Annotated in this window: 18 protein-coding genes; all 18 read left to right on the top strand. The window is 43.4% G+C overall.

Annotated elements, in window-relative coordinates; all coding sequences use genetic code 11:
• Positions 1-68: 68 nt before the first annotated feature.
• The 18 genes from sctE (PNK_RS01745) to PNK_RS01660 all read left to right on the top strand — a co-directional run bounded on the left by sctE (PNK_RS01745) (position 69) and on the right by PNK_RS01660 (position 21482).
• On the top strand, positions 69-2450 hold the full coding sequence (gene sctE / locus PNK_RS01745) for a type III secretion system translocon subunit SseC family protein (RefSeq protein ID WP_059059914.1): 2382 nt from the start codon (positions 69-71) through the stop codon (positions 2448-2450).
• Between the two features lie 145 nt (positions 2451-2595).
• Positions 2596-4854, top strand: coding sequence for a type III secretion system translocon subunit SseC family protein (gene sctE, locus PNK_RS01740; protein ID WP_059059912.1), 2259 nt, complete (start codon positions 2596-2598; stop codon positions 4852-4854).
• 9 nt (positions 4855-4863) lie between these two features.
• Complete coding sequence (locus PNK_RS01735; RefSeq protein WP_032124973.1) at positions 4864-5460, top strand: SycD/LcrH family type III secretion system chaperone; 597 nt, start codon at positions 4864-4866, stop codon at positions 5458-5460.
• Positions 5457-6134: a hypothetical protein gene (locus PNK_RS01730; protein ID WP_032124972.1), complete on the top strand. Its 678-nt coding sequence runs from the start codon at positions 5457-5459 to the stop codon at positions 6132-6134. The genes PNK_RS01735 and PNK_RS01730 overlap by 4 nt, the downstream gene beginning before the upstream one ends.
• A gap of 27 nt (positions 6135-6161) precedes the next feature.
• Complete coding sequence (locus tag PNK_RS01725) at positions 6162-7124, top strand: hypothetical protein (RefSeq protein ID WP_032124971.1); 963 nt, start codon at positions 6162-6164, stop codon at positions 7122-7124.
• A 45-nt stretch (positions 7125-7169) separates the two neighbouring features.
• Positions 7170-8465 (top strand): hypothetical protein, encoded by a 1296-nt coding sequence (locus PNK_RS01720; protein WP_059059910.1) that lies wholly within the window; start codon positions 7170-7172, stop codon positions 8463-8465.
• A 117-nt stretch (positions 8466-8582) separates the two neighbouring features.
• Entirely contained in the window at positions 8583-8969 is a 387-nt protein-coding gene (locus PNK_RS01715) for a type III secretion system chaperone (RefSeq protein WP_032124969.1), read from the top strand.
• 199 nt (positions 8970-9168) lie between these two features.
• Positions 9169-11049: a type III secretion system inner membrane ring subunit SctD gene (gene sctD / locus PNK_RS01710; protein ID WP_059059908.1), complete on the top strand. Its 1881-nt coding sequence runs from the start codon at positions 9169-9171 to the stop codon at positions 11047-11049.
• Positions 11050-11160: 111 nt separating this feature from the next.
• A complete protein-coding gene (locus tag PNK_RS01705) occupies positions 11161-11403 on the top strand; it encodes a DUF5398 domain-containing protein (protein WP_032124967.1) in 243 nt (80 codons plus the stop codon).
• Between the two features lie 162 nt (positions 11404-11565).
• Entirely contained in the window at positions 11566-12036 is a 471-nt protein-coding gene (locus PNK_RS01700; RefSeq protein WP_032124966.1) for a CdsG family type III secretion system protein, read from the top strand.
• A gap of 198 nt (positions 12037-12234) precedes the next feature.
• The gene (locus PNK_RS01695; protein WP_059059906.1) at positions 12235-12930 is read left to right on the top strand and encodes a galactosyltransferase-related protein; all 696 of its coding nucleotides are present in this window, start codon (positions 12235-12237) and stop codon (positions 12928-12930) included.
• A 523-nt stretch (positions 12931-13453) separates the two neighbouring features.
• Entirely contained in the window at positions 13454-13750 is a 297-nt protein-coding gene (locus PNK_RS01690; RefSeq protein ID WP_032124964.1) for a DUF5407 domain-containing protein, read from the top strand.
• A 149-nt stretch (positions 13751-13899) separates the two neighbouring features.
• Positions 13900-14751 carry a hypothetical protein gene (locus tag PNK_RS01685; protein WP_059059904.1) on the top strand — a complete coding sequence of 284 codons (852 nt, stop codon included), beginning with the start codon at positions 13900-13902 and terminating at the stop codon, positions 14749-14751.
• A gap of 108 nt (positions 14752-14859) precedes the next feature.
• Positions 14860-16173 carry a flagellar protein export ATPase FliI gene (gene fliI / locus PNK_RS01680; protein WP_032124962.1) on the top strand — a complete coding sequence of 438 codons (1314 nt, stop codon included), beginning with the start codon at positions 14860-14862 and terminating at the stop codon, positions 16171-16173.
• 13 nt (positions 16174-16186) lie between these two features.
• A complete protein-coding gene (locus PNK_RS01675) occupies positions 16187-16690 on the top strand; it encodes a type III secretion T3S chaperone (RefSeq protein WP_231909271.1) in 504 nt (167 codons plus the stop codon).
• 30 nt (positions 16691-16720) lie between these two features.
• Positions 16721-18070, top strand: a complete 1350-nt coding sequence (locus PNK_RS01670) for a hypothetical protein (protein ID WP_059059902.1) — start codon at positions 16721-16723, stop codon at positions 18068-18070.
• 215 nt (positions 18071-18285) lie between these two features.
• Positions 18286-19602 carry a type III secretion system cytoplasmic ring protein SctQ gene (gene sctQ / locus PNK_RS01665; RefSeq protein WP_059059900.1) on the top strand — a complete coding sequence of 439 codons (1317 nt, stop codon included), beginning with the start codon at positions 18286-18288 and terminating at the stop codon, positions 19600-19602.
• Positions 19603-19892: 290 nt separating this feature from the next.
• Positions 19893-21482, top strand: a complete 1590-nt coding sequence (locus PNK_RS01660) for a protein kinase domain-containing protein (RefSeq protein WP_059059898.1) — start codon at positions 19893-19895, stop codon at positions 21480-21482.
• Positions 21483-21605 lie beyond the last annotated feature (123 nt).

The following is a 21605-nucleotide window of genomic DNA, read 5'->3' as shown; positions in this document are numbered from 1 at the left end:
CAAGGTAAGTCTAATGATGAATTATTAAAACTCTCGGCTGTTCAGTCAGCCGAGTATTTGAGGTAAATATGCCAATTAATAGCGACTTTAGCAGCACAGCAACGACTGGCGATTTTGCCTTTAACTTTACCCTTACAAGCGACAAAACCGATAAAGCGTCAACCCCACAAGGAATAGGCACTATAGGCACACAAGCCTACGAAGATGTGCAAGATACAATCGGCGATTTTACATTTACTCCCCTGCATTTTGTTACTTTGCCGGCCTATCCATCACCCGCTCAATCGCCAACCTTGCCGCAACCAAATGCCGATACCCAAGATTTTACTCAACAGCAGCCCTATGGGGAAGTTGAGCAAAAGATGGTCACAGATTTTTTTGCACAAAATGTGACAAAACAGCTACAAGAGCTACCTTTATCCCCTCCACTCTCCACAGAACAAAAAAAAGCCGTCTTTGAAGCCATCATGAACGGAACAATGCCGGCCGATCCAGCGCTTGCATTCCTTGCCAAAACAATCGGGGACAAGGCAACTGCAACAACGCAAGAAGAAGGCAATCTGCCTAAAACTTGGACCATTACCTCTAAGCTAGCCAATGACTGGACTCCTGCCCCCATCCAGCCTTACAGCGCAGAGAAACAAGGCCAAATCAATGAATATTACGACCAAACGCTTCTGGACAAAGCCACGAATTATATCGAATCCAATCTTATTACGGGGAACGCCGAAGAAACGGCCATGCTCATAGAGGCCATTAAGACAGGCAAGGTGGCTCCTGAAATAGCCGATCTCTACCTCGAATTAACAGCCGAAGCCCGAGCCGAAACCCAGCAGGCTTTTGGCTTGTCAAGCACATGGTTTAAGGGATCGGAAAGCGTTGACGACTGGAAACCGATCAACGTAGGAATTATCACTCCGGCAAAGGTCTCTGAAGCCAAAATGAATGCAATGTTGAGCAACTCAGAGCAGCTATTTACCGAAACGCAAGACACCGCTAAAACATTCATGGATAGTCTACCGCCAAACGACCCCAACCGGGTTGCCTTGACAGAATTCCTTAAAGTAATCGGACAAGCCATTCGAGATCTTAAAGCCACTTTAAGGGAAATTCAAATCAAGGATGCCGAAAAAACAAAAGAGAATTCGAATGCCAAACTGGACCAATTGGCCGACAGGCGTTTGCGGGCAGACGAACAGTCAAAAAAAATGGATGACCTGCAAAAAAAGCAACGGTCGATGGGCGACATGGGTAAAGTCATGAAGGTCCTCGTGCCTGTCATTTCAGCGATTGCTATGGTGATTTCGACTATTGTATCGCTAATTGTCGGAATTGGTATCGCAGTTGGTACTTTTGGTATTGGTACAGCTGCCGGTATAGCCGTCATTATAGCTGGTGTATCAATTTCAGCGGCCATTGGAGCAGCCCTTTTGACTTATTCTGTTATGGACAGCACCATGGATGTCACCCAGAAGGCAGTCAAGCTGTTCGATAAAACCGTGCGCTCTATGCTACCCCCCGATGCTCCTGATTGGGCAGTCAATCTGGTCAAAGCAACGATTGTTATCGCTGCTGTCGCTGCATTGGCAGCCATCGCTATTTTGCTCATTGTAGCAAGCTTCGTTACGGGTTCAGGACCCGCTGCCGTAGCCAGTTCCACTGTACAAGCGGCTTTAATGGCCATCATGAAATCTCTCATGCAAGGAGCCTTGCAAATTACTCTCATGCTGGCAGCCCAACTTTTGATGGCAACCAAAGTAGTTCCAGACCTTATAAGCTCCATCTTAAAGGCTTCTGGAGTCGATAAAGAGACCATTAAAAATGTTGAAATTGCAGTCACGGTCATTCAGATGGTTGTCGTCATGGCTGCTGTGGTTGTCGCAGGAGCCGCTTCCGGAGCCGGCGCCAAGGCTGCCGCCAGCACAGCTACAGACACGGCTGGCAATATAGCACAAGCTGCTAAGACGCAAGCTCAGTCGGCAGCTAAGGGATTGATGGATTTGATTTTGGAACCTATCAAAAATCTGATCAATTCCATCAAGGAAATGGGAAATATTTTTAGCGAACTAAAAGGTGTTGCAAAAACGCTTGTTGAAGATGGGCTTAAAGCGGCAATGAAAGAATTTCTGATGATGGTTAAGGATCGGGCTCCAGACCTAGTCAATGCAATGGCCAAGAGTTTGCCTTTAGGGACTCAAATGGTTGGAGGATTCGTCACAGGGGCCTACCAGGTCCAAGCAAGCAAATTAACAAAAGATGTTGGTGAATTAAAATCACTGGAAGAGTCTATTGAAGGAATGATTCAAGCCTTAGAGAAATTATTGAAAAATATTCAATCGGGAATGGCCGGACGAGACGACTTTATAGCGCAACTGCAACAACTCTATTTGCAAATTTACAATTCAGCGACTAAAAGCCAAGCGAACCTATTCAATGCAGTGCAAGGATAAAAAAACTATTATTAATCGGATAAATTAATGGAAGCACATTCTAAAGCTCAACAGAGTGAATGGCTGATAAACCAATCTAATTTATCTCTTGACTCCAGCTGGCTAACCCTTGGATAGCCAGCTTAATCACACAATGAGGTTACTTATGGGAGAGAATATATCGGGCAATAGTTTCCAAGATCCAACCGTTAATTATTCATTTAACGCAGAGACCACCAACTCAGATGCGACTTATGTAACAGCAAAAAAAGAAGTCACTTATAGCTTTACAATAACAGCAGATACCATCGGAACGGACTTCAAACCTTTGCATTTTACTGAGAAAGGCGCTTACACATCCGAATCGCAAACCCCCACATTATTTCACCCTCAGACTGACGAGCAAAACAATCAGACCCAGCCATACGGCGAAACCGAGCAAAAAATGGTTAAACAGTTTTTTTCGGATAACGTGGTTACTGCACTAAAACAAAAGAATTTAACTCCGGAGGACGGTAAAAAAGTCTATGATGCCATCATGAACGGCACCACTCTTTCAGATCCCGAACTGCAAGAGATCGCAGTAACAATTGGAGCGGAGGCCACAGCTAAAACAATCGAAGAAGGCAATTTGCCCAGCACATGGACAGTGACTTCAACTAAGGCTCAAGATTGGACTCCAAAGCCCATCATCCCTTACAGCTCGGAACAGCAAGCGAACATCAATGAATACTACGATCAAGCCGTTTTGGATAAAGCGACGACTTACTTGCAAGATCATGCGCTCGAACTGGATCCAGATCAAGCCATTAAATTAATAAATGCCGTTAAAACAGGTGTCGTCTCTTCAGATATCGCCGACATCTATCTTCAGCTTACAAGCGAGGCACGAGTAGAAACGCAAGCAGCCTTCGGCCTACCAAACACCTGGTTTAAAGGTACACAATCTGTAGACGATTGGAAACCCATTAACGTTGGAATCATTACTCCGACAAAAGTAGCTGCTGCTCGTTTAGAAGGAATGCTTGGCAACGTCGAAACAATCTTTAACGATGTAAGCGCAGCAGCACAAAAACTGCTCGACGGACCTCCTCCACTCGCAGCAGATGATCCTAACAGAATTGCTTTGACTGAATTCTTAAAAATCATTGGTACGGCGATCAAAGATTTGAAAGCAACTTTACGTGAAATTCAAATCAGGGACGCTGAAAAATCCAAAGAAAATACCAAGTCCAAATTCAGCCAATTAGCCGACCGACGCCTTCGTGCCGAGGAACAGTCTAAAAAGCTCGAAGAGTCGTTGAAGAAACAAAGGCAAATGAAATCCATGGGGCTTTCCATGAAAATCATTGGGCCGATCATTGCAGCCTTAGCCACCATACTCGGGGCCTTAATTGCAATTGCAACTTTAGGTACGGCGACAGTCGCAGGTGTGGCTTTGATTGCAGCAGGTGTTGCGATCGGAATAGCCATGACTGCTTACTCCATAGCCGACAGTATAACCGGAGTCACACAAAAGATTGTCGAAGCCTTTAAAAATGCGCTTGAAAAAATGATGCCCAATGCCCCTGACTGGGCAAAAGCCTTGGTCAAAGCCTTAATTGTCGCTGTGATCGTAGCTATTTTAGCTGTCGTCATTGTGGCTGCAATGGCAACAGGAAGCGGAGCTGGCGCTGCTACCAATATTGCCAGTCAAGCCGTAGCACAAACTGTAAGAGCCGCTGTAGTGGAAACTGTTAAGCAGATTGCATTGCAAGCGATGATCATGGTCATTATGAGCAGTAACGCCTTACCAGAGCTTGTTGGCGGCATCCTTAAGGCTGCAGGTGTAGACAAGAAAACTCAACAAGCCATTGAAATGGTCGTCATGGCCATCACTTTAATTGTATGTATGGTTGTCATGGCGAAAGTTGGCGGTGCGGGTACAAAAGGAGCAGATGCTGCCAAAGATGCTGCCGAAAAATCAACCACTGAAGTAGCAAAAACTGTACAGGAAAGAGCAAGAGAGCTTCTAACAAGGCTCGGCGAACAAATGGATAAGTTAAAAGACAATGTGAAAAACCTTCCCGCTAATATCAAAGAAGAGTTTAAAGGCACGGTCGATGCATTTAGGAAACTTGATAAGTGGGATGTCTTAAATGCCGCAGCCCAAAGTGCTCCAGCTGCCGTCCAAGTGGTTGGAGGCGCAGTAACTGGGGCTATGACTATAAAAGCTGCTCGCTTACAAAAAGAAGTCGGAGAGATCAAATCTGCCGAAGAATTATTGGAAGGGATGATTCAAGCCCTCGAGCAATTGTTGAAAAACATACAAAGTGGTATGAGTAGTCGCGACGATTTCATCGCACAACTTCAACAGATTTACACCGATCTATACAAGGCCGCAGACAAGAGCTATGGTCAGCTTTTCAATTCAATACAAGGTTAAGGAGGAGCTATGACGAGTGCAAGAGAACAAGTTAAAACTGCCATTGATAAAGTTGATGCGGATATGCCAGCTAAAACTAGGCAAAGGGCGGAAGATGCCATTGTCAAAATCATGGAAGGCGCCCCTCCTGCAGATGCTCTTGGATTTACACCTGAAATGATGGAAACCATCTACAAGTATGGATATACTCAGTTCCAAGCTGGAAAATTCCAGGATGCTTTGAATGTATTCAGCTTCCTGCGCAAACTGGATGTTAGCAATTACCGCTACTCATTCGCCATAGCCGCCTGCCATCAATATCGTCATGAATATGAAGAGGCAGGAGCTAACTATATTATTTGTACTTATTTGGACCGGCTCAATCCCATTCCCAATTTCCATCTCTATGATTGCTTTGTCAAACTGAATAAACCCATGTCTGCTTTACAAGCCATAAAGGAAACGATTGCACTCGCTGAGCTAAACCCTCATTACGATGAACTCAAAGAAAAAGCCTTGCTCGAATACAAAAGCTTTAAGAAGGAGTTGAAAAAGTACATCAAAGAAAACTTTGATAAAGATCATCTTGATCAGGAGTTCATAGAAAAAGAAGGAGAAGAGTTATGAATGCTCCTCCAACAGGATATGGTTTTTCATCGAGCCCCACTTCACCCGACTATGTCGACTTAAATTCGACAGAAAAGTCGGAACAGCTCTCTAACACCCAAATGAAGCAAGGGGCTCCAACTAATCCTGGCGTTATCTTAACAACCGACAGCTTAGAGGTTCCTATCGAAGTCGCTTTTGGAATAAACTCCGACAAAGCGAGCTCAAGCAAGCCCTCTTTATTACCGCTCTTCCGCACGCGCTATGTTGAAGATCGGCAGACAGAAGATTTAAGCCTAAGCTACTATCAAGAGCGTCTCAACAGTCTAACCCTAGAGATGCAGCAAAGGCTAAATCTCGATAAATCGAAGCCTTTTGAAGAGCGCGATCCCGATCTGATCGCATTGGATAATAGCTTAAAATTTGAGGCCCATTTAATGGCTTTGGCAGGCAGTTCCTCCGTTCCAGGTTCTGCACCAGATGAATCGACGCTCATAGGCGCGCAGCAGTATCTGGGACTGCCTGACTTGGTCAAACAAGAATTATTAAATTATGGATTAATCGTTACCAACTTTTTAGACGATCATTTGACCACGATTGGACCCAATGACCCAAGTTACGACCTTCTATTGAATGTATCTAACCAGCTAAAGGAGGCCATGCAACTATTTCGTTCAAAAGTATCGCATGAGTAAAAAGATATAAAAAGGAGCCCGTTTGCAATGCCATCCAATTATCAGGCCAAACTCAAACGCTTAGAGCATCAGCTTTCGCTCACCGAAAACCTTCTCCAAACGCATCCATTGGTCAGCGAGCGCCTAACAATTTTGCAAACGATCTTGCACTACTTTACAAAGCAGGCTGAATGGTCGGCAGCAGGTCCCTTATCAAGACTTTCCATGACCTTCCATACGGCTTTGTGTGCACAAGAGACGAGGCAGTCCCAATCGGGCTTTATGGGACCTGCATTAATGCGGCTGCAAAAAGGATTAGCCAGCCTCATGCAGACTCTATTAAGTCCAACTGACAAAAAATTAACGGACTTACTCGTCTCCTTTACGCAAACGATGGCTATAGCTGTTATTTATTTACTTACACAGACGCTTGGGAACTGGAAAAAAGTCTTTCCTCCTGATGATCCAGGAGCCGCTAAGGCTGCAGGACTACTCTTAAGAGAATTAGGCATTGCTTTTGCTCTTGGATCAAGATTGCTCGAGACCCCTTTTTTGGCCCTCGGGCAGCAATTGAATTTGGATGAAAAACGACAAAAAAGGTTGAGCCATATAGGTTTGGGCTACTTGCTGATACTCGTTCTACTGGTCAACGAAGAAGATCAGCCCAACAACGAAGAGTTATTTGAACTCATCCAACGTTTTATGGACCCAACGCTTGGAGACATTGAGGAGATCATTCAAGAGGCTCAGAACCAGGGTGTGATTGAAAGAGAATATGCCTCAACAGCTTTGAGCCAATTGCAACTCATCCGAAGAGCTATTGACTCTTCCGATGCGGCGTCACTCAAATTAGCCTTATTAAGTAGCTTTGATGCTTTAGAATTACCTTACGGAGAGGTGAAAAAAGATTTAAGTACACTCATTGCGCTATGTAGACAAGTGAACGAGAGCTTTAAAAATATATTTTATCAATCAGAACTGTCGATGACAAGTATGACTCAATCCGCTTAACAGCTAGATCGATTGTCATCGTATCATTTAAAAAGGAGACACACTATGGGTGGTAATATTCCTAGTGGTGGAACAAACGATCCAACATTCAACCTTAATCTTCAATATGATCGTCCAGGCGTGGATAATGATGTTGATGTCAGCATACAAGGTAGTAGTGGACGAGTTTCTATTGATATTGTAAAAGGCGATCCGAATAAAGCCGATACGATCGAAACCTTCAATATATTAGAAGGGCAAAATTTCCGCATTACGGGTTCCTTTAGTACTTCTGCTTCAGCACCGGTTCTTGATCCTCCCCTTGCAGAAGCTATTAAACAAGCGGTGATGATCGCCCTTACTTTTTCGCTGCCAAAAGATGACAAAACTTCACAAGCCGTTTATGATGCCATCATCGACTATCAAACTAAAGTGGCGATGGCCAATTTGGGCATGAAAGATCCAAACGGCAAGACAGAAGGAACTTCTACCACGTCATCCACTCCCCCTCCAGGTGGGGGCGACCCTATCAAGCAATTGGCTTCCAACCCATTCTTTAACCCATCCTTTTTGGCTAACTTTTCAGCCATTATGGATGAACTGCTTAACCTCAAAAGAGACACAAGCTACTTGGAAGCCCAAGTCGAGCTTAAGGCACGCGAATTGACTATAGCCATTACGACCACTCAATCCGAATTAACCTTGATGATTGCCCAAGCCCAAGCGGCCGAAAAAATGGTTGAAGCCATCACCTCCTTCATTCAGGCTGGTGTCGCTGCCATTTCGCTTGCACAGACCTGGGGTAATGCAGCCACAGCACGCAAAGACGCTGAAAAAACCCTTGCCGCCGATAAAAAGATCGAACAGCAAAATCTCGATAAAGTAAAAGCCCAGAGAGATGAAATTGAGCAAAGATCGCCTGTCGTCAGCACCGATCCCAATGGAGTTCAAACTAGAAATCCTCCTCTTACACCAGCAGATGAAAAAAAATTAGCTCAGTACGATAAAGAAATTGCAGGGCATGAAAAATCGCTTCAAAACATGGATAGACCCGAGTACTTGAGACAGCTCATCAATACACGTACTCAGGAATTAAACCTTCAATCTGACCTCAAGCAACAAATAGTCAAGAACGTTGTTGCAGGTGCCGGTTCTGCAATCCAATCTGGAATCATTGCAGAAAGAGGCAGCCTCGAAGCCCTCAAGGTCATGAACGATGGTTACTTGGATCTGCTTAGAAAATATGGAGATTCAACAGCCAGATCTAAAGATCAGGAAAAAGCAGACTTCAAAGACTTAGTAGACTTCGTCAACAAAATCACTGACAGCGTATTCAAAGCACACTCTTTGAGTCCTGCATAAACGGAAGGGGTAATTTTTTAAAATTATTACTAGCTAAATAATTAATAAAGGATGTTAAAGTACATAGGTTCTTGATCCCTTGACTTTTTCATCCTTTTTTTATGAAGGAACCTATTTATGCTGGATAATTTCATTCGTCAACTAGGCCGAGAGCTCGAAATGGAAGATTTGATCATCGCTCCAGAACCTGGCCATTATACCGTTCCATTTGAAGATGAGATCCAAATAGATTTAATTCAAAGTCCTCATAGTTATCTATTCAAAGGGGTCATTGGAGCATGCCCTCAAGACAATCTCGATGCATTTTTATTTAAGGCAATGGAAGCCAATCTATTCGGACGAGGCACTCGAGGAGCTGCAATTGGGTTAAATGGAGAAGGGAATGTGTTGACGCTTTCGCTAGAGCTAGACTACAATAGTACCTATAAGGACTTCCGGGAAAAACTTGAAGATTTTGTGAGCATTTTAGATTTTTGGCGAAAAGAGACATTAAAACACCACTAATTATACCAATGCCATTCAAATGAGGTATAAGAGGTGTATTTTGCCTTAATCTAATCGACATAAGGCTGCTTGGCTAGAGTACCTCAATGTCTTGACAAGCAAACCAATCGAAGCGTTACAAAAGAAACCGCATGGATTTGCAATTTTTTTTCTGATAAATGATAATAGAATGTTTTTTCTTTAACTCAGTGGGTAAAATATGGTTGCGAGACTAGTAGCAGAAGAAGGAGACCTTAAGGGATTAATTCTTTCCCTAGAAAATGGCGATACATGGGTAATCGGAAGAGATCCCGATGAATGCCAGCTTGTCATCCAAGATCCACTTACTTCTCGCAAACACCTGGTTGCAAGACGCACACCCGAAGGGATTTCTGTTGAAAATTTGAGCTCGACTAATCCCATTCAAATCAATGAAGAAGAAATTGGCGAGCAGCCCCGCATTTTACAACAGGGTGATACAGTCAAAATTGGAAATGAGGTTTTCCGCTATTATACCGATACATCGGCCCATGTTCTAGACGAAGGCTCTCCCTCAGAAGTTAAAGAACCATCTGAGCAAACTCCCATAGAAATTGATGACCATCCCAATCCAGCCTCTGCCTATCCGCTTCATTCTCAAGACCGATCAGAATCGGAAGAGGAAAAAGAGAATGACACTATCTTTGACGAAGACGAAGAGTCTTTTTCTCCTTTAGCCGAGATTAATTTTGGCATCGCAGAAACTGGACGCTGGCTGCTAAAAGTCATCGGGGGCCCGAATAATGGGGCTGAATTTTACATGCAGGCCGGACATAGCTATATCCTGGGAACCGACCCGCACAGTTGCGACATCGTCTTTCAAGACACGAGCGTTTCGCGCCAACACGCCAAAATTATCGTCTCTCCAGAAGACAGTTTGGCCATTGAAGATTTAAAAAGCCGCAATGGCGTGCTGGTCAGCGGAGCTCCAGTCGAAGGCAAGCAAGCACTCATACCAAGCATGATTGTGACAATCGGAACGACCTCGTTTGTCGTTTATGATCGCGAAGGCGAAATGCAAACAATTATTTCCCCTCTTCTTCCATCCATCGTCAAAGTTTTACAACACGAAGAGGAAGCGCCTAAAATAGAAGAAGTTCCTCCTCCTGCGCCTGTGGAAGTGGAAGCAGCAGCGGCTACACCTCCTCCAGAGCCTGCCCACCATTTTGGTCCCTACATTCTACTCGCCATCATCATTGGCTTATTTGTATTAGCAGGCATTGGGACGACCGCCCTCTTTAAAAGCGAACCTGTCGTCACGCTGACTCAAGAAAATGCTCCCGAGCTCGTTCAACAAGCACTCGACTCTTTTCCTGCAGTGCGTCATTCGTATAACAAGACCAGCGGCAATTTACTCTTGCTCGGACACGTACGCAGCCAGGCAGAAAAAAATCAGCTCATGTATAACCTGCAAGGTTTGAAATTTATTAAAAACATCGACGATAGCGGTATCATTATCGATGAATTTGTTTGGCGTGAAATTAATTCGGTTCTCTCCAAAGATCCCGCCTGGAAAGGAATCACCATCCACTCTCCAGAAGCTGGCCAGTTTATCTTATCGGGCTACTTGGAGACCCGCAAGCAAGCTGAACAATTATCAGATTACATCAGCGTGAACTTCCCTTATTTAGATCTTTTAAAAAAACAGGTGGTTGTTGAAGAAGATGTCATCACTCAAATTAATGTCTGGCTCCAGACCTTCAATTTAAGAGGTGTCTCAGCAAAGATAGCCAATGGAGGCGAGGTCACACTCTCGGGCAATGCTCCGTCCGATAAGGCGGGAGAAATCACGCAGCTCATTGCAAAGATTAAAGGCATTTCAGGAGTGCGTCTTGTCAATAACTACATCAAATCTGAAGCACCAGAGATGGGCATTGTCAATCTATCCGACCGCTACGAAATTACGGGACAGTCTCGCCTAGGCACTCGCTACACGGTTGTCATCAATGGCCGTATTTTATCAGAAGGCGACAGCTTAGATAGCATGGTCATTACAAGTATTAAGCCCCATGCCGTCTTTTTGGAAAAAGATGGGACAAAATATCGCATTGATTATAAGTAATCATCATGCTTTAAGCTTTTATTTAACTACCCATCCGAGTCTGGGCTAACGCAAAGGTTTAGCTTTCGTTAACCCCCTCTCAGTTGGGTTATAAACTCAATGAGGTTTGAAATGTTTGGTTTAGAAAGTCAAAAAAAGAAAAAACCGGTTGAAGAGTTTGTCTTTGAATTGGAAACAGAACTAAAAAATTCTAAAAAGAATAAAGAGCTCCGTCAAAAAGTAGAAGAAAGGATCCAAAAAATCAAAGAAGCTCTACGCTCGGGAGAAAACCAGGAAGAATTTGACCGCTTCGGCCTGCTTCTTCATGGTTATACCTCCTTACTCAAAGTCATCTCGCGCTTCAATCCCAAATAAATTAACGTGTCATTGCGCGCAATTTGACTTTTTTCTACGATAAAAAATGAATTGATTTTGATACACAGACTACCTAAAAAAAGCTTCTTACACTTACAAGAGCTTGTTTTAAGATGTTTTGTGTACATCACACTATAATGATGGAAACAAAGGACTTGTGTTATGAATCAAGAAAAAATAGATGAATTTAAAGAAGACTTCGCCTTACTGATCGAGGCAGGCTTTGTAGCAGTTAAGCAGCTTGATGAAACAAGCTCTACTCGTATCTTTCATGCGGCTCAAGCTTTAAGCCCTCATAGCACAGCTCCTCAAATTGGGCTCGGCTATATTGCGCTTAATAAACTTGAACTCAAAGAAGCCACCCGCATTTTTGAATCTGTTTTACAAGTAGAACCTGAAAATTATCTAGCCCAAACCTTTTTGGGAATGTGTTTATTGCTGAATAAAGCTAAACGCAAGAAAGGTGAAAAACTCATCCAAGAAGCAATAGAAAAAACAACCGATCCAACGATTAAGAATCTGGGGACTATCTCTTTAGAATGGGCTGATAAAGATCTTTCCAAAACAGCCAAAGCACCATTTTTTGCTCAACAAGCCGGCCAAGCGGCTGATGAGGAAAAAGAAGAAAAATAATGCCTTGTGAGCGTACTAGGCAGTGAGAAACAAAATAACTTACCTAGCACGCTCACCCGATCCAAGCACGTTCGTAGGTTTCATCAAAACGGCCGAAAACACAATCAAGGACCGCAAATCGGCTCAAAAAACAATCCAAAAGCACACCACAGCAAGCAAAATAAAAATTTAAAACGACCCTTTAAGCGCTTTTAAACTATGATTGAATCTTGCACCACCTCCACAGCCATGCATAAAATGGCCCTCATCATCCCCTACCGCAATCGCGAAGAACACTTAGCAGAATTCCTGCATTCTTTTCCCCCTAAAATGAAAGAATTATGCCCCGCAGTCGATTATCACATTTTCATCATCGAACAAACACCTGGTAAATCGTTTAACAGAGGCAAACTGCTAAATGTAGGCTTTATCTTGACCCAAGGGGAATTCGACTACTTCTGCTTTCACGATGTCGATATGCTTCCAACATCTGCAGACTACTCTTTCCCAAACGTTCCCACACATCTGGCTGCCGATGTCAGTCAATTTAGAGAATGGATAGGTAAAGGGCTCGCTTACAAAAACTACTTTGGAGGAGTCGTCTTATTCAATAAAGCCGACTTTGAGAGGATTAATGGCTATTCGAACCAATACTGGGGCTATGGCATCGAAGATGATGATTTAATTGTCCGGGTTGTTGAAAGCGGGCTCTCCTGGATCAGACGCCCCGGCATCTATGAAAGTCTCTCTCATGACTATTCAGGGGGCACTCCCGAACACCACGCTAACAAGGCACGCTTTATCAACATTCTCAAAGAACTGGAAAGCGATCCATCAGGTCTATCCGACTTGGATTTTAAAGTCATCAAAAAAGAAACTTTTAGTAATTACTCCCATTACCTGATTGACATTTAATTAAAAAAGGCAAACAAAAACAGTGAAAAAGACCCGACATTGATTTTGTTAAGCAATTTACCAGATTAGTATCATTAATAATGTGACCATCAAAAATCAAACCATTAGTAAAAAACCTTAAAAACAAAGATTTTACAAATAATAATTTTAATAAAATTGAGACTATATTGATTTAATTAATCTGGTCTGCTATAATTAAAAATGAGAGGGAAGAGGATTTAAACAATCTTGTTAGGTCCTATGGTGATCATAGGAGAGCCCCTCAAATAAATTGAGCTGAAGGAGAAGTTAAGAAGTTACAAGAAGGAATCGAGTAGGTACAATAGAGTGAGTTCTTCTTAACTTGAGCAAAAAGAGTTTGGTTGAAGTGAAAAAAGTTTAAGTGTTGTAGCGTTTCAGAATCGAAGTCGTGAAAGAGACTCTAACTCTCTTGAAGGACTTCAGGAAGTGTAATTTCCCAAATCTGAATTCCCTACTGAGCTTATTATCTAACATTAATAAGATGAAGTAGTAGGAGGAGAATATGGCAAACGGTGCCGGATATACGACAGGTGGTGGAAGCGGTGCTGACTTTCAGGGTAACTATGTAGAACAAGGTTTTAAGGTTGACTTTTTGATTAGCATCGTCAACGACGCAACGGTGAGTGCTAAAAGAAAGCTGGAAATCTTAAAGGCAAGACGTAGTTCTATCAGTATTGCCGATATGTTCGACATGCAAATGTTGATGAACCACCTTTCTCAATTATCAGAGATGTCAACAGCTGTTGTGAGTGCATCGAACTCAGCGATCTCATCAATGGCTCGTAACGTTAAAGGATAATCGTCGGCTGGCTAAACCTTGGTTTAGCCCCGATTATGACCTCGGGTTGAGTTTGATCTTTACGATTTTGAATAAGAGTTGGAAGACTCGAATTCTTCCCGGGTCATTGGTTATTCTCTAAACACCTTAAAGGCAAAGGAAAGCTTGTCATGGCATTAGAACAAAAAGTCGAAGCAGTGAAAAAGGTTAGTGAAGCGCTTAGCAAGCAGCAGCCTGCCGCGGCTCATGAAGAGCTCGAACGTATGGCGCCTAATAAAGAGCACTTTCAAACTCTTTTAGACACTTCGCATACAGCCCAGCCAACTTTTCAAAGACTAGATGGAACAATGGTTGCTCCCGAGGGGATTCATCCTGTGGATAATCCAATTTTTGGAGACAACAACGTCACGGTCCAAAGTAATGGAACGGCAACGGATCAAGAGAACAAAAAGCGCCAGCATCGCGGTTCTGATGAGGTGGAGGGAATTTCGAGTGTTGATAAGAAGGCGACCCCATCTTCTTTAATGGAAGAGGTCAAGAAGCTCAACACAAAGGTCTCTAAAATCGCTCATTTGACTCCTGAGGAGCTCAAGAATCAGGCTCAAACGGTCATTGCACAAATCGATCAGGTCAAGACTCAATTAAATCAAGCACATACCGATATTAAGCCTTCGTATCAAACGCTTTTGCGCAATCGTTTGACACACATAGACGACAACTTAAAAATCGCTCTTTCCAAAGCAGGTGTTGAATACACGCCTCCTGTTGGACAAGCAACAGACATCAACAGTCCCAATCCCATTAAACGCTTCCTTGGTTATCTAACAAGCAGCCAATATCAACTCGAGCATTTAAGCCAAACGATTGAATATATGAACCTCACAAAGGTTCAAATGACTCCTGCAAGCATGCTGACTATTCAAATCAAAATGGGTTATGTACAGCAGCAGATTGAATTGTTCACTAGTTTGTTAAACAAGGCTTTAGAATCGACAAAAACGATCATGAACGTTCAAGTCTAAAGCAAAAAGCATCGTTAGTTTTTCATCTTTAATAAGGATACACTTGACACAAGATGTCAGTTGTCCTTATTTTCGCTATCTTCTATTCCAACTAAAGGTAAAACTCCCATGTTTAACGATCAAATTGACAAACTACTGGGCGATCTGGATGAACTGCAGCTCACTACGGTAAACGGACGCATTACAGAGATCGTCGGCATGCTGATCAAGGCTGTCGTTCCACAAGTTAAAATCGGTGAAGTATGTTTAATCAAGCGGGCTGGCGAACCTCTAAGAGCCGAAGTCGTGGGATTTACAAAAGATGAAGTTCTTTTGTCTCCTCTTGGAGAAATGACGGGGATTGGCCCCTCCTCTGAAGTTATTCCAACTCATTTACCCTTACACATCAAAGTTGGCCCTCAACTGTTAGGACGCATTCTCAATGGTTTAGGAGAGCCTTTAGACGAGGAAACTAAGGGTCCTCTGATTCTCGAAGAAACCTATCCAGTTATTCAAGCTCCACCAGATCCTGTCAAGAGAATGCCCATCCACAACCCCATTTCGGTCGGTGTAAGAGCCATCGATGGCGTTCTCACAACCGGACTTGGTCAGCGTGTTGGCATTTTTGCGGCAGCGGGCGGTGGTAAGTCGACATTGTTAGGCATGATTGCTCGCAATGCTGTCGCAGACGTCAATGTCATCAGCCTAATCGGTGAGCGGGGAAGAGAGCTTCGTGAATTTATTGAAAAAGATTTAGGCCCCGAAGGACTCAAACGTTCGGTGCTCATCGTTTCAACATCCGATCAAGCATCTCAACTGCGACTCAATGCTGCATACGTTGGAACAGCCATAGCGGAATACTTTAGGGATCAGGGAAAATCTGTCATTCTCATGATGGATTCTGTTACCCGTTTTGCCAGAGCCTTAAGGGAAGTTGGGCTCGCAGCTGGAGAACCTCCTGCTCGTGCAGGTTACACTCCTTCTGTCTTTTCAACCCTCCCCAAGCTTCTTGAACGCGCGGGCAACTCAGACAAAGGACATATTACAGCTTTTTACACCATCTTGGTAGCCGGGGACGACATGAACGAGCCGGTGGCAGACGAAGTACGCTCTATCTTGGATGGCCACATTATCTTATCCAGCGAATTAGCCCGTCAGTATCACTATCCAGCGATCGATGTTCTTTCTTCTGCAAGCCGTGTAATGAACGCAATTGTCCCTAAGGAACATTTACAGTTAGTTGGTAAGCTGAAAGAAGTGTTGGCAAACTATAAGAAAAACGAACTTTTAATTAAAATCGGTGAATATAAAAGAGGAGCAGATAAGGCGGGCGACTTTGCCATTGACTACATTGAAAAAGTTTTAAAGTTTTTAAAGCAGGGAGTCGATGAAAAGTGTTCTTTTCAAGAAACCGTGCAACTGTTGAAATCTCTTTTTAGATAAAATCGATTGAGGCATGATGAGCAAAATTGTTTATCCTTTAAAGCAAGTGATAGATGTAAAGCAAAAGAGGGTTGATGAGGCTGAAAAGGTCGTTAGAGAAAGACAGCTCGCCTTAGAAAAAGAAAAGGAAAAACTGGCTCAACGCGAAGCAGAAAGAGATAAGGTTAAAAAACACCATCGGGACAAACTTAACCAATTACGTGAAACCATAGACGAAGGAACCACAAGCCCTAAAATCATACAAATGAAGGCTTATATTAAGGTCGTCGATGAAAAATTGGTCATAGAAGAAAAAAAAGTTAAAGATCAGCAAGAACAAGTTAATCTTGCTCAAAAAAATTTAGATCAGGCTAAAGAAGAGTTGCGCATTAAGCGGCAAGAAGTAGACAAGCTCCTCAGTCATAAAAAAGACTGGGAAAAGGAGATGCGCAAGGAATTGGAGATTATTGAAGGACGCGAACAGGATGAACTCGGCTCTATTATTTACGTCTCGAACCAGCGTCGCAATTCGTCATAGCCTGTAACACTTAAGGTAAGGAGTCATCGTATGCCATCTACAGAGGAAACCAACCCCATTAATCCCAATCCTGCAAGTCAAGCAGCGCAAGGGACCCGCACGAGACCCGATGGGCTGCCGCGCACAGATAAAAACTTTAAAAAACTCATTAGAGATAATAAGCCCAAAGATGAAGAGGATGAAGATGTCGCCTTAGATGAAGATTTCGAGGCCCCCTCTCCACCTTCCCTCTTTGATTTATCAGCTAAAAGTAAAGCACGCTCTAAGTCTGCCAACTCCTCTTTAAATCAAAGCCCATTTTTTGCTGATGCAGAAAAATCTCCTGTCGAAAGATCTTTCTTAAAACAGCCTCCCCCACTCATTGTTCACGACGATGATGAAACGGGAATGGCAACTTCTGATGTAACCCATCCCTATGGAACCGACAAGCTGGCCAAATTGCCAAAGAAACAGGGATTAGGCAAAAATGAAATACTGCCTGAAAATCTGCCTGTCGATGAAGAAGGATTAGCTTTAGCTGATAAACCCATCACCGCGAAAGATCTGCGTACCAAGGGATTAGTCAAGAATGAAAAAATCTCTGGCGAAAACCTGCCTGTCGATGAGGAAGGATTAGCTTTAGCTGATAAACCCATCACCGCGAAAGATCTGCGTACCAAGGGATTAGAAGAAGAGCCTCTCAGATCGACTCCTACTGTGAAAGAGGCGTCTGAAAAACCTGTTTCAGATAATTTCCTGCATGGGGAAATCGTGCGCGAGGAGGCGATTAAAGGGAAAAAAGGACGCCCCGATGTCATATCTCTTGACACCGACGCCACTGTTTTAGGGTCTAAAAAAGAGAAGAGCAAACTCAATACAAGAGCTCAATCAACCTTTACTCAGGAAAATGCCGATTTATCAACCATCAATCCTCATCTTCAGCACCAATCTCCCATTGCCTTCCTAGCAGACAAAGCCGAAAACATGAATGAACCGCGATTGACTCGTTCAACTGTTAAAGACATTATCGAACAAATTGTTGCAAACATGCAAACGGTTCAAACCGAAGGCAAAACAGATACGATCATCACCTTGCGTTACCCTCCCATTTTGGAAGGAGCAACGGTTACGCTAACCGCTTTTGAAGGAACCAAGCGAGAATTCAATCTATCTTTTGCCAATTTAACAGACGATGCAAAGCGCTTTTTAGACCGCAAGATCACCGAAGACTCTTTAGTCGAAAGCCTGGCGCGTCATGACATCATCATTAATACTTTGACGACTAAGACAACTTTAGAAACGCATGCCGATAATGAGGCTTATAAATATCTTACGAGGGAAGAGCGCGAACAGCAAAGAGAGCGGCAATCACAGCAAGAAGCTGATGATGAACAAGCTTAAAAGTTAATAAAGGCCTCTTTCTTCGTGTAAAAGAGACTAGGCAAATCGGGCATATAACCCCATAAACTCTTCAAATTCAGGCGAGTCAACCTGAAGATGAAGAGTTTAACTTTTTCATGCTTCCCTTTCCCACCCCACATAATTAACTTTTTCCAAAAGTCTTTTTATTGTACATATTTAATCAACAAGATTCAAACTCAGGTTTATGCACTAAGATGACAACACCTCCTACTTCCTACGACTGGATTCGTACCATTGACCCGGAATTAAAAGCCTTAGATACCATTCCCTTGACTGGTGCGGCGCCTTCCTTTCCATGGGCAGATTTGTCAAGCAGGCTTGCACGCTCCTTCGATCGAGAAGGATTTTCGATACAGCCCAAAGACATCATGTGGCGTACTACAGATCAACTCTATGACGGCTTAGGAGACTCCCCTTTTCCACTCATTTTTGCCGTTCCAATCTTAAAAGGAGATGTGTGCTGGGTCATGCCTGAGCAAGAAATGGTGCTCTTAGAAACATGGCTATTGACGAAGGAATCCCATCCCATTAGTTTCCAAGATCGCGCCCTTAGCGAAAGTTTTTATCGCTTTTTTGCCTTAGAGGTGCTTTACCACCTCAGCCAAACGTCCTTTGATAAATCGATCGCTCCCATTCTGACCAATAAGACAGTCCTGCCTCAAGAAGACGCGCTTTGCTTAGACATTTCGTTAAGCATGCACGATCAAACCCTTTGGGGACGCTTGATTATCTCTCCAGACTTAAGGCACTCCTGGGTCGAGCATTATGCTTCCCATGGCCCCTCGCCGCTTACTCAACAAATGGCCCAAGCAGTCGAGGTTCAAGTCCATTTGGAAGCTGGTAAAACGCAACTGTCGTTAGCAGAATGGTCGGCCGTGTCGCTTGGCGATTTCATTGTATTAGATAGCTGTTCTTTAGATGCGGATGGTTCAGCGGGCCGCGTCATGTTGACGGTTAACGGAAAAGCGGCCCATCGAGGAAAAATTAAAGATGGCAATCTCAAGATCTTAGAGCTCCCTCTCATACAAGAGGTGAATCCTCCCCCTTTACAAGCATTAAATACTCCACAAGAGGTACCCCCACCTATGGCCAAGCATGAAGATGAAGACGAAGATGATTTGAGCGATTTAGATTTCACAGAAGATGAAGAGTTAGAAGACGAGGAGTCATTTGACGAGTCTTTGTTGAATGACGAAGAAGAAGAGAAACTCTCACCTCCGCCTGCAAAACCAGTCAAGCCAGAGCCTTCCAAAGTAGAGACATCAGCCAAACCCGTTTCCGAAACGCCTTATACACCAGAACACATTCCTGTTGCCCTAACAGTAGAAGTCGGCCGCATTCAAATGACAATGGAAAATTTACTCAGGCTCGAGCCTGGTAATATGCTTGAGTTGAATGTGCATCCAGAAGATGGAGTAGATTTGACGATTAATGGAAAACTAGTGGGAAGAGGCGAGCTTCTTCGAATCGGTGAAAATTTAGGAGTGAGAGTGCTCGAATTGGGTCGATGAGAATTCCAAGCCTCTTTAGATTTTATTGAACGATTTTCTGAATTTTACCATCCTCTTAAAATCGTTCCTATAAATCGGGAGGCTTTAACATAAAACCCGGGTTTTGCATTTTCTCGAAAACCCCAAGAGTCCTTATTTGTTGCATGAGAAAAAAATTCAAAACTCAAAAAAAGAGTGTTAAAAAACACCTTTCCTCTAGAAATCTTATCTTCCATTCCTTCAAAGCCGATGATTAGACCTGGTGGGCTTTTAAAGGTCTTAAATTCGCTTCAAAATAGTGGCATATCGATATGACTGAATCAGATTTTAGTAAACAAGAAACTCTCCCAAGCGCTATTGGACCCGTTCCTGCAGCGGATAAAATCCCAGAGAAAATTGGCCCTTACAAAGTAGAAGCGCTCCTTGAAAAAGGAGGAATGAGCATTCTCTATCTTGCCACACATCCAGAGACGAAAGACCCTATTACCATTAAGGTCCTTTTTCCAGAGTTTGTCTCTAACCCCGAAATGGTGCAGCGTTTTTTAAGAGAGGCTGAAATCATCGGGCTTGCCGACCACTCCAATATTGTTAAACTCTACGGACAAGGAGAATGGGAAGGGGGGCTTTACATCGCCATGGAATTTATCCAAGGCATCTCTCTTAGGCAATATCTCTTGCGCAACTTGATTTCACTCAAACATGCACTTGAACTCGTCATGGAAATTTCAATGGCGCTATGCCATTTACATGCACACGGCGTCATTCACAGAGATCTCAAACCCGAAAATATTTTAGTCACAGAATCTGGTGGAGTTAAAGTTATTGATTTTGGAATCGCACAACTTTTAACAGAAGGAGACGCCGATCCCAATGCTAAAAGGCGGTTGATTGGCACCCCCATCTATATGAGCCCCGAGCAGAAAAATGATCCAGAATCAACCTCCTACCCCTCCGATATTTACTCCTTAGGGATCATTACTTATGAGTTGGTTCTTGGCAAATTAAGCCACGGCCAAATCCACCTTTCCATTATGCCGAAGGGACTTCAAAAAATTTTAGCCAAGTCATTACAGCTAGATCCTGCCGATCGCTATCAAGATATCGTAGATTTCATGACCGATGTATCTGCTTATCTGCACTCGCCAGCGCTCTTAAAAGAAAATAAAGAATTAGACCCGCTCAGCGATCTTTCAGAAAGCCTGCGTCATGCCCAGCACGCGCTAGTCCCCCAGGATCCTCCCCGTTGGACAAAAGTCGATGCCGGCTTGGCCACCTACAAAAGTCTGGGAACTTCAAGCTTATATTACGACTTTTTCAATCTCCCTCAGCAAGGCTATGGAATCATCATTGGAGAGCCCTCAGTCAAAGGATCGCCAGGCATTGTTTATACTTCGGTACTAAGAGGCATGGTTCGCGCTTTATGCCAGCTAACGCAAAAACCGGAAGAAATGGCAACTGTTCTCAATGCCTTGCTGATGAACGATCCCATGAAGCAAAATTTTTCTTTCAGTTATCTAATCTTATTGCCCAAAGAGAACTGCTTCCGTTTCATTTCTTGCGGATGCGGCCATCTTTGGTACATTCCACATGGAGATTCGACGCTTCAATCTATCGTTTCTAAAAATCCTCCTTTAGGAGTCGAAGGGCTGATTAATTTCTCTGAAATCGAACACCCTTGGCATATCGGCGATACAATCTTATTCTACGCCTCTTTGAGCTCCGAACATTCGGTGAAAGATGCCCTCTTTTCTCAAGAACAGCTGCAAGCAAGCCTTGCAGAAGCTATGCATACGGCTCCTCAAAAGCAAGTGGATGCCATTCTTCGCAAGGCAAAGATTCAATTGAGTCGCACATCAGATGAGCGATCAATCGTCTTATTAAGTCTTTTAAGGAAAGACTAGGGCGTGTCAAATTCATAAGGCTTACATTCAAGATTATAAGTCAGGCTGAAGCAACTGGCTTTGATTGGAGAATAAAACTTCCCAAGTCGGTTTAGCTGCATCTACAGCAGGGTAGACGACCTG

This window comes from Candidatus Protochlamydia naegleriophila, from assembly GCF_001499655.1.
GTDB lineage: Bacteria > Chlamydiota > Chlamydiia > Chlamydiales > Parachlamydiaceae > Protochlamydia > Protochlamydia naegleriophila.
The sequence above is the reverse complement of the archived record's forward strand: the minus strand, read 5'-3'. Positions and strand labels throughout refer to the sequence as shown.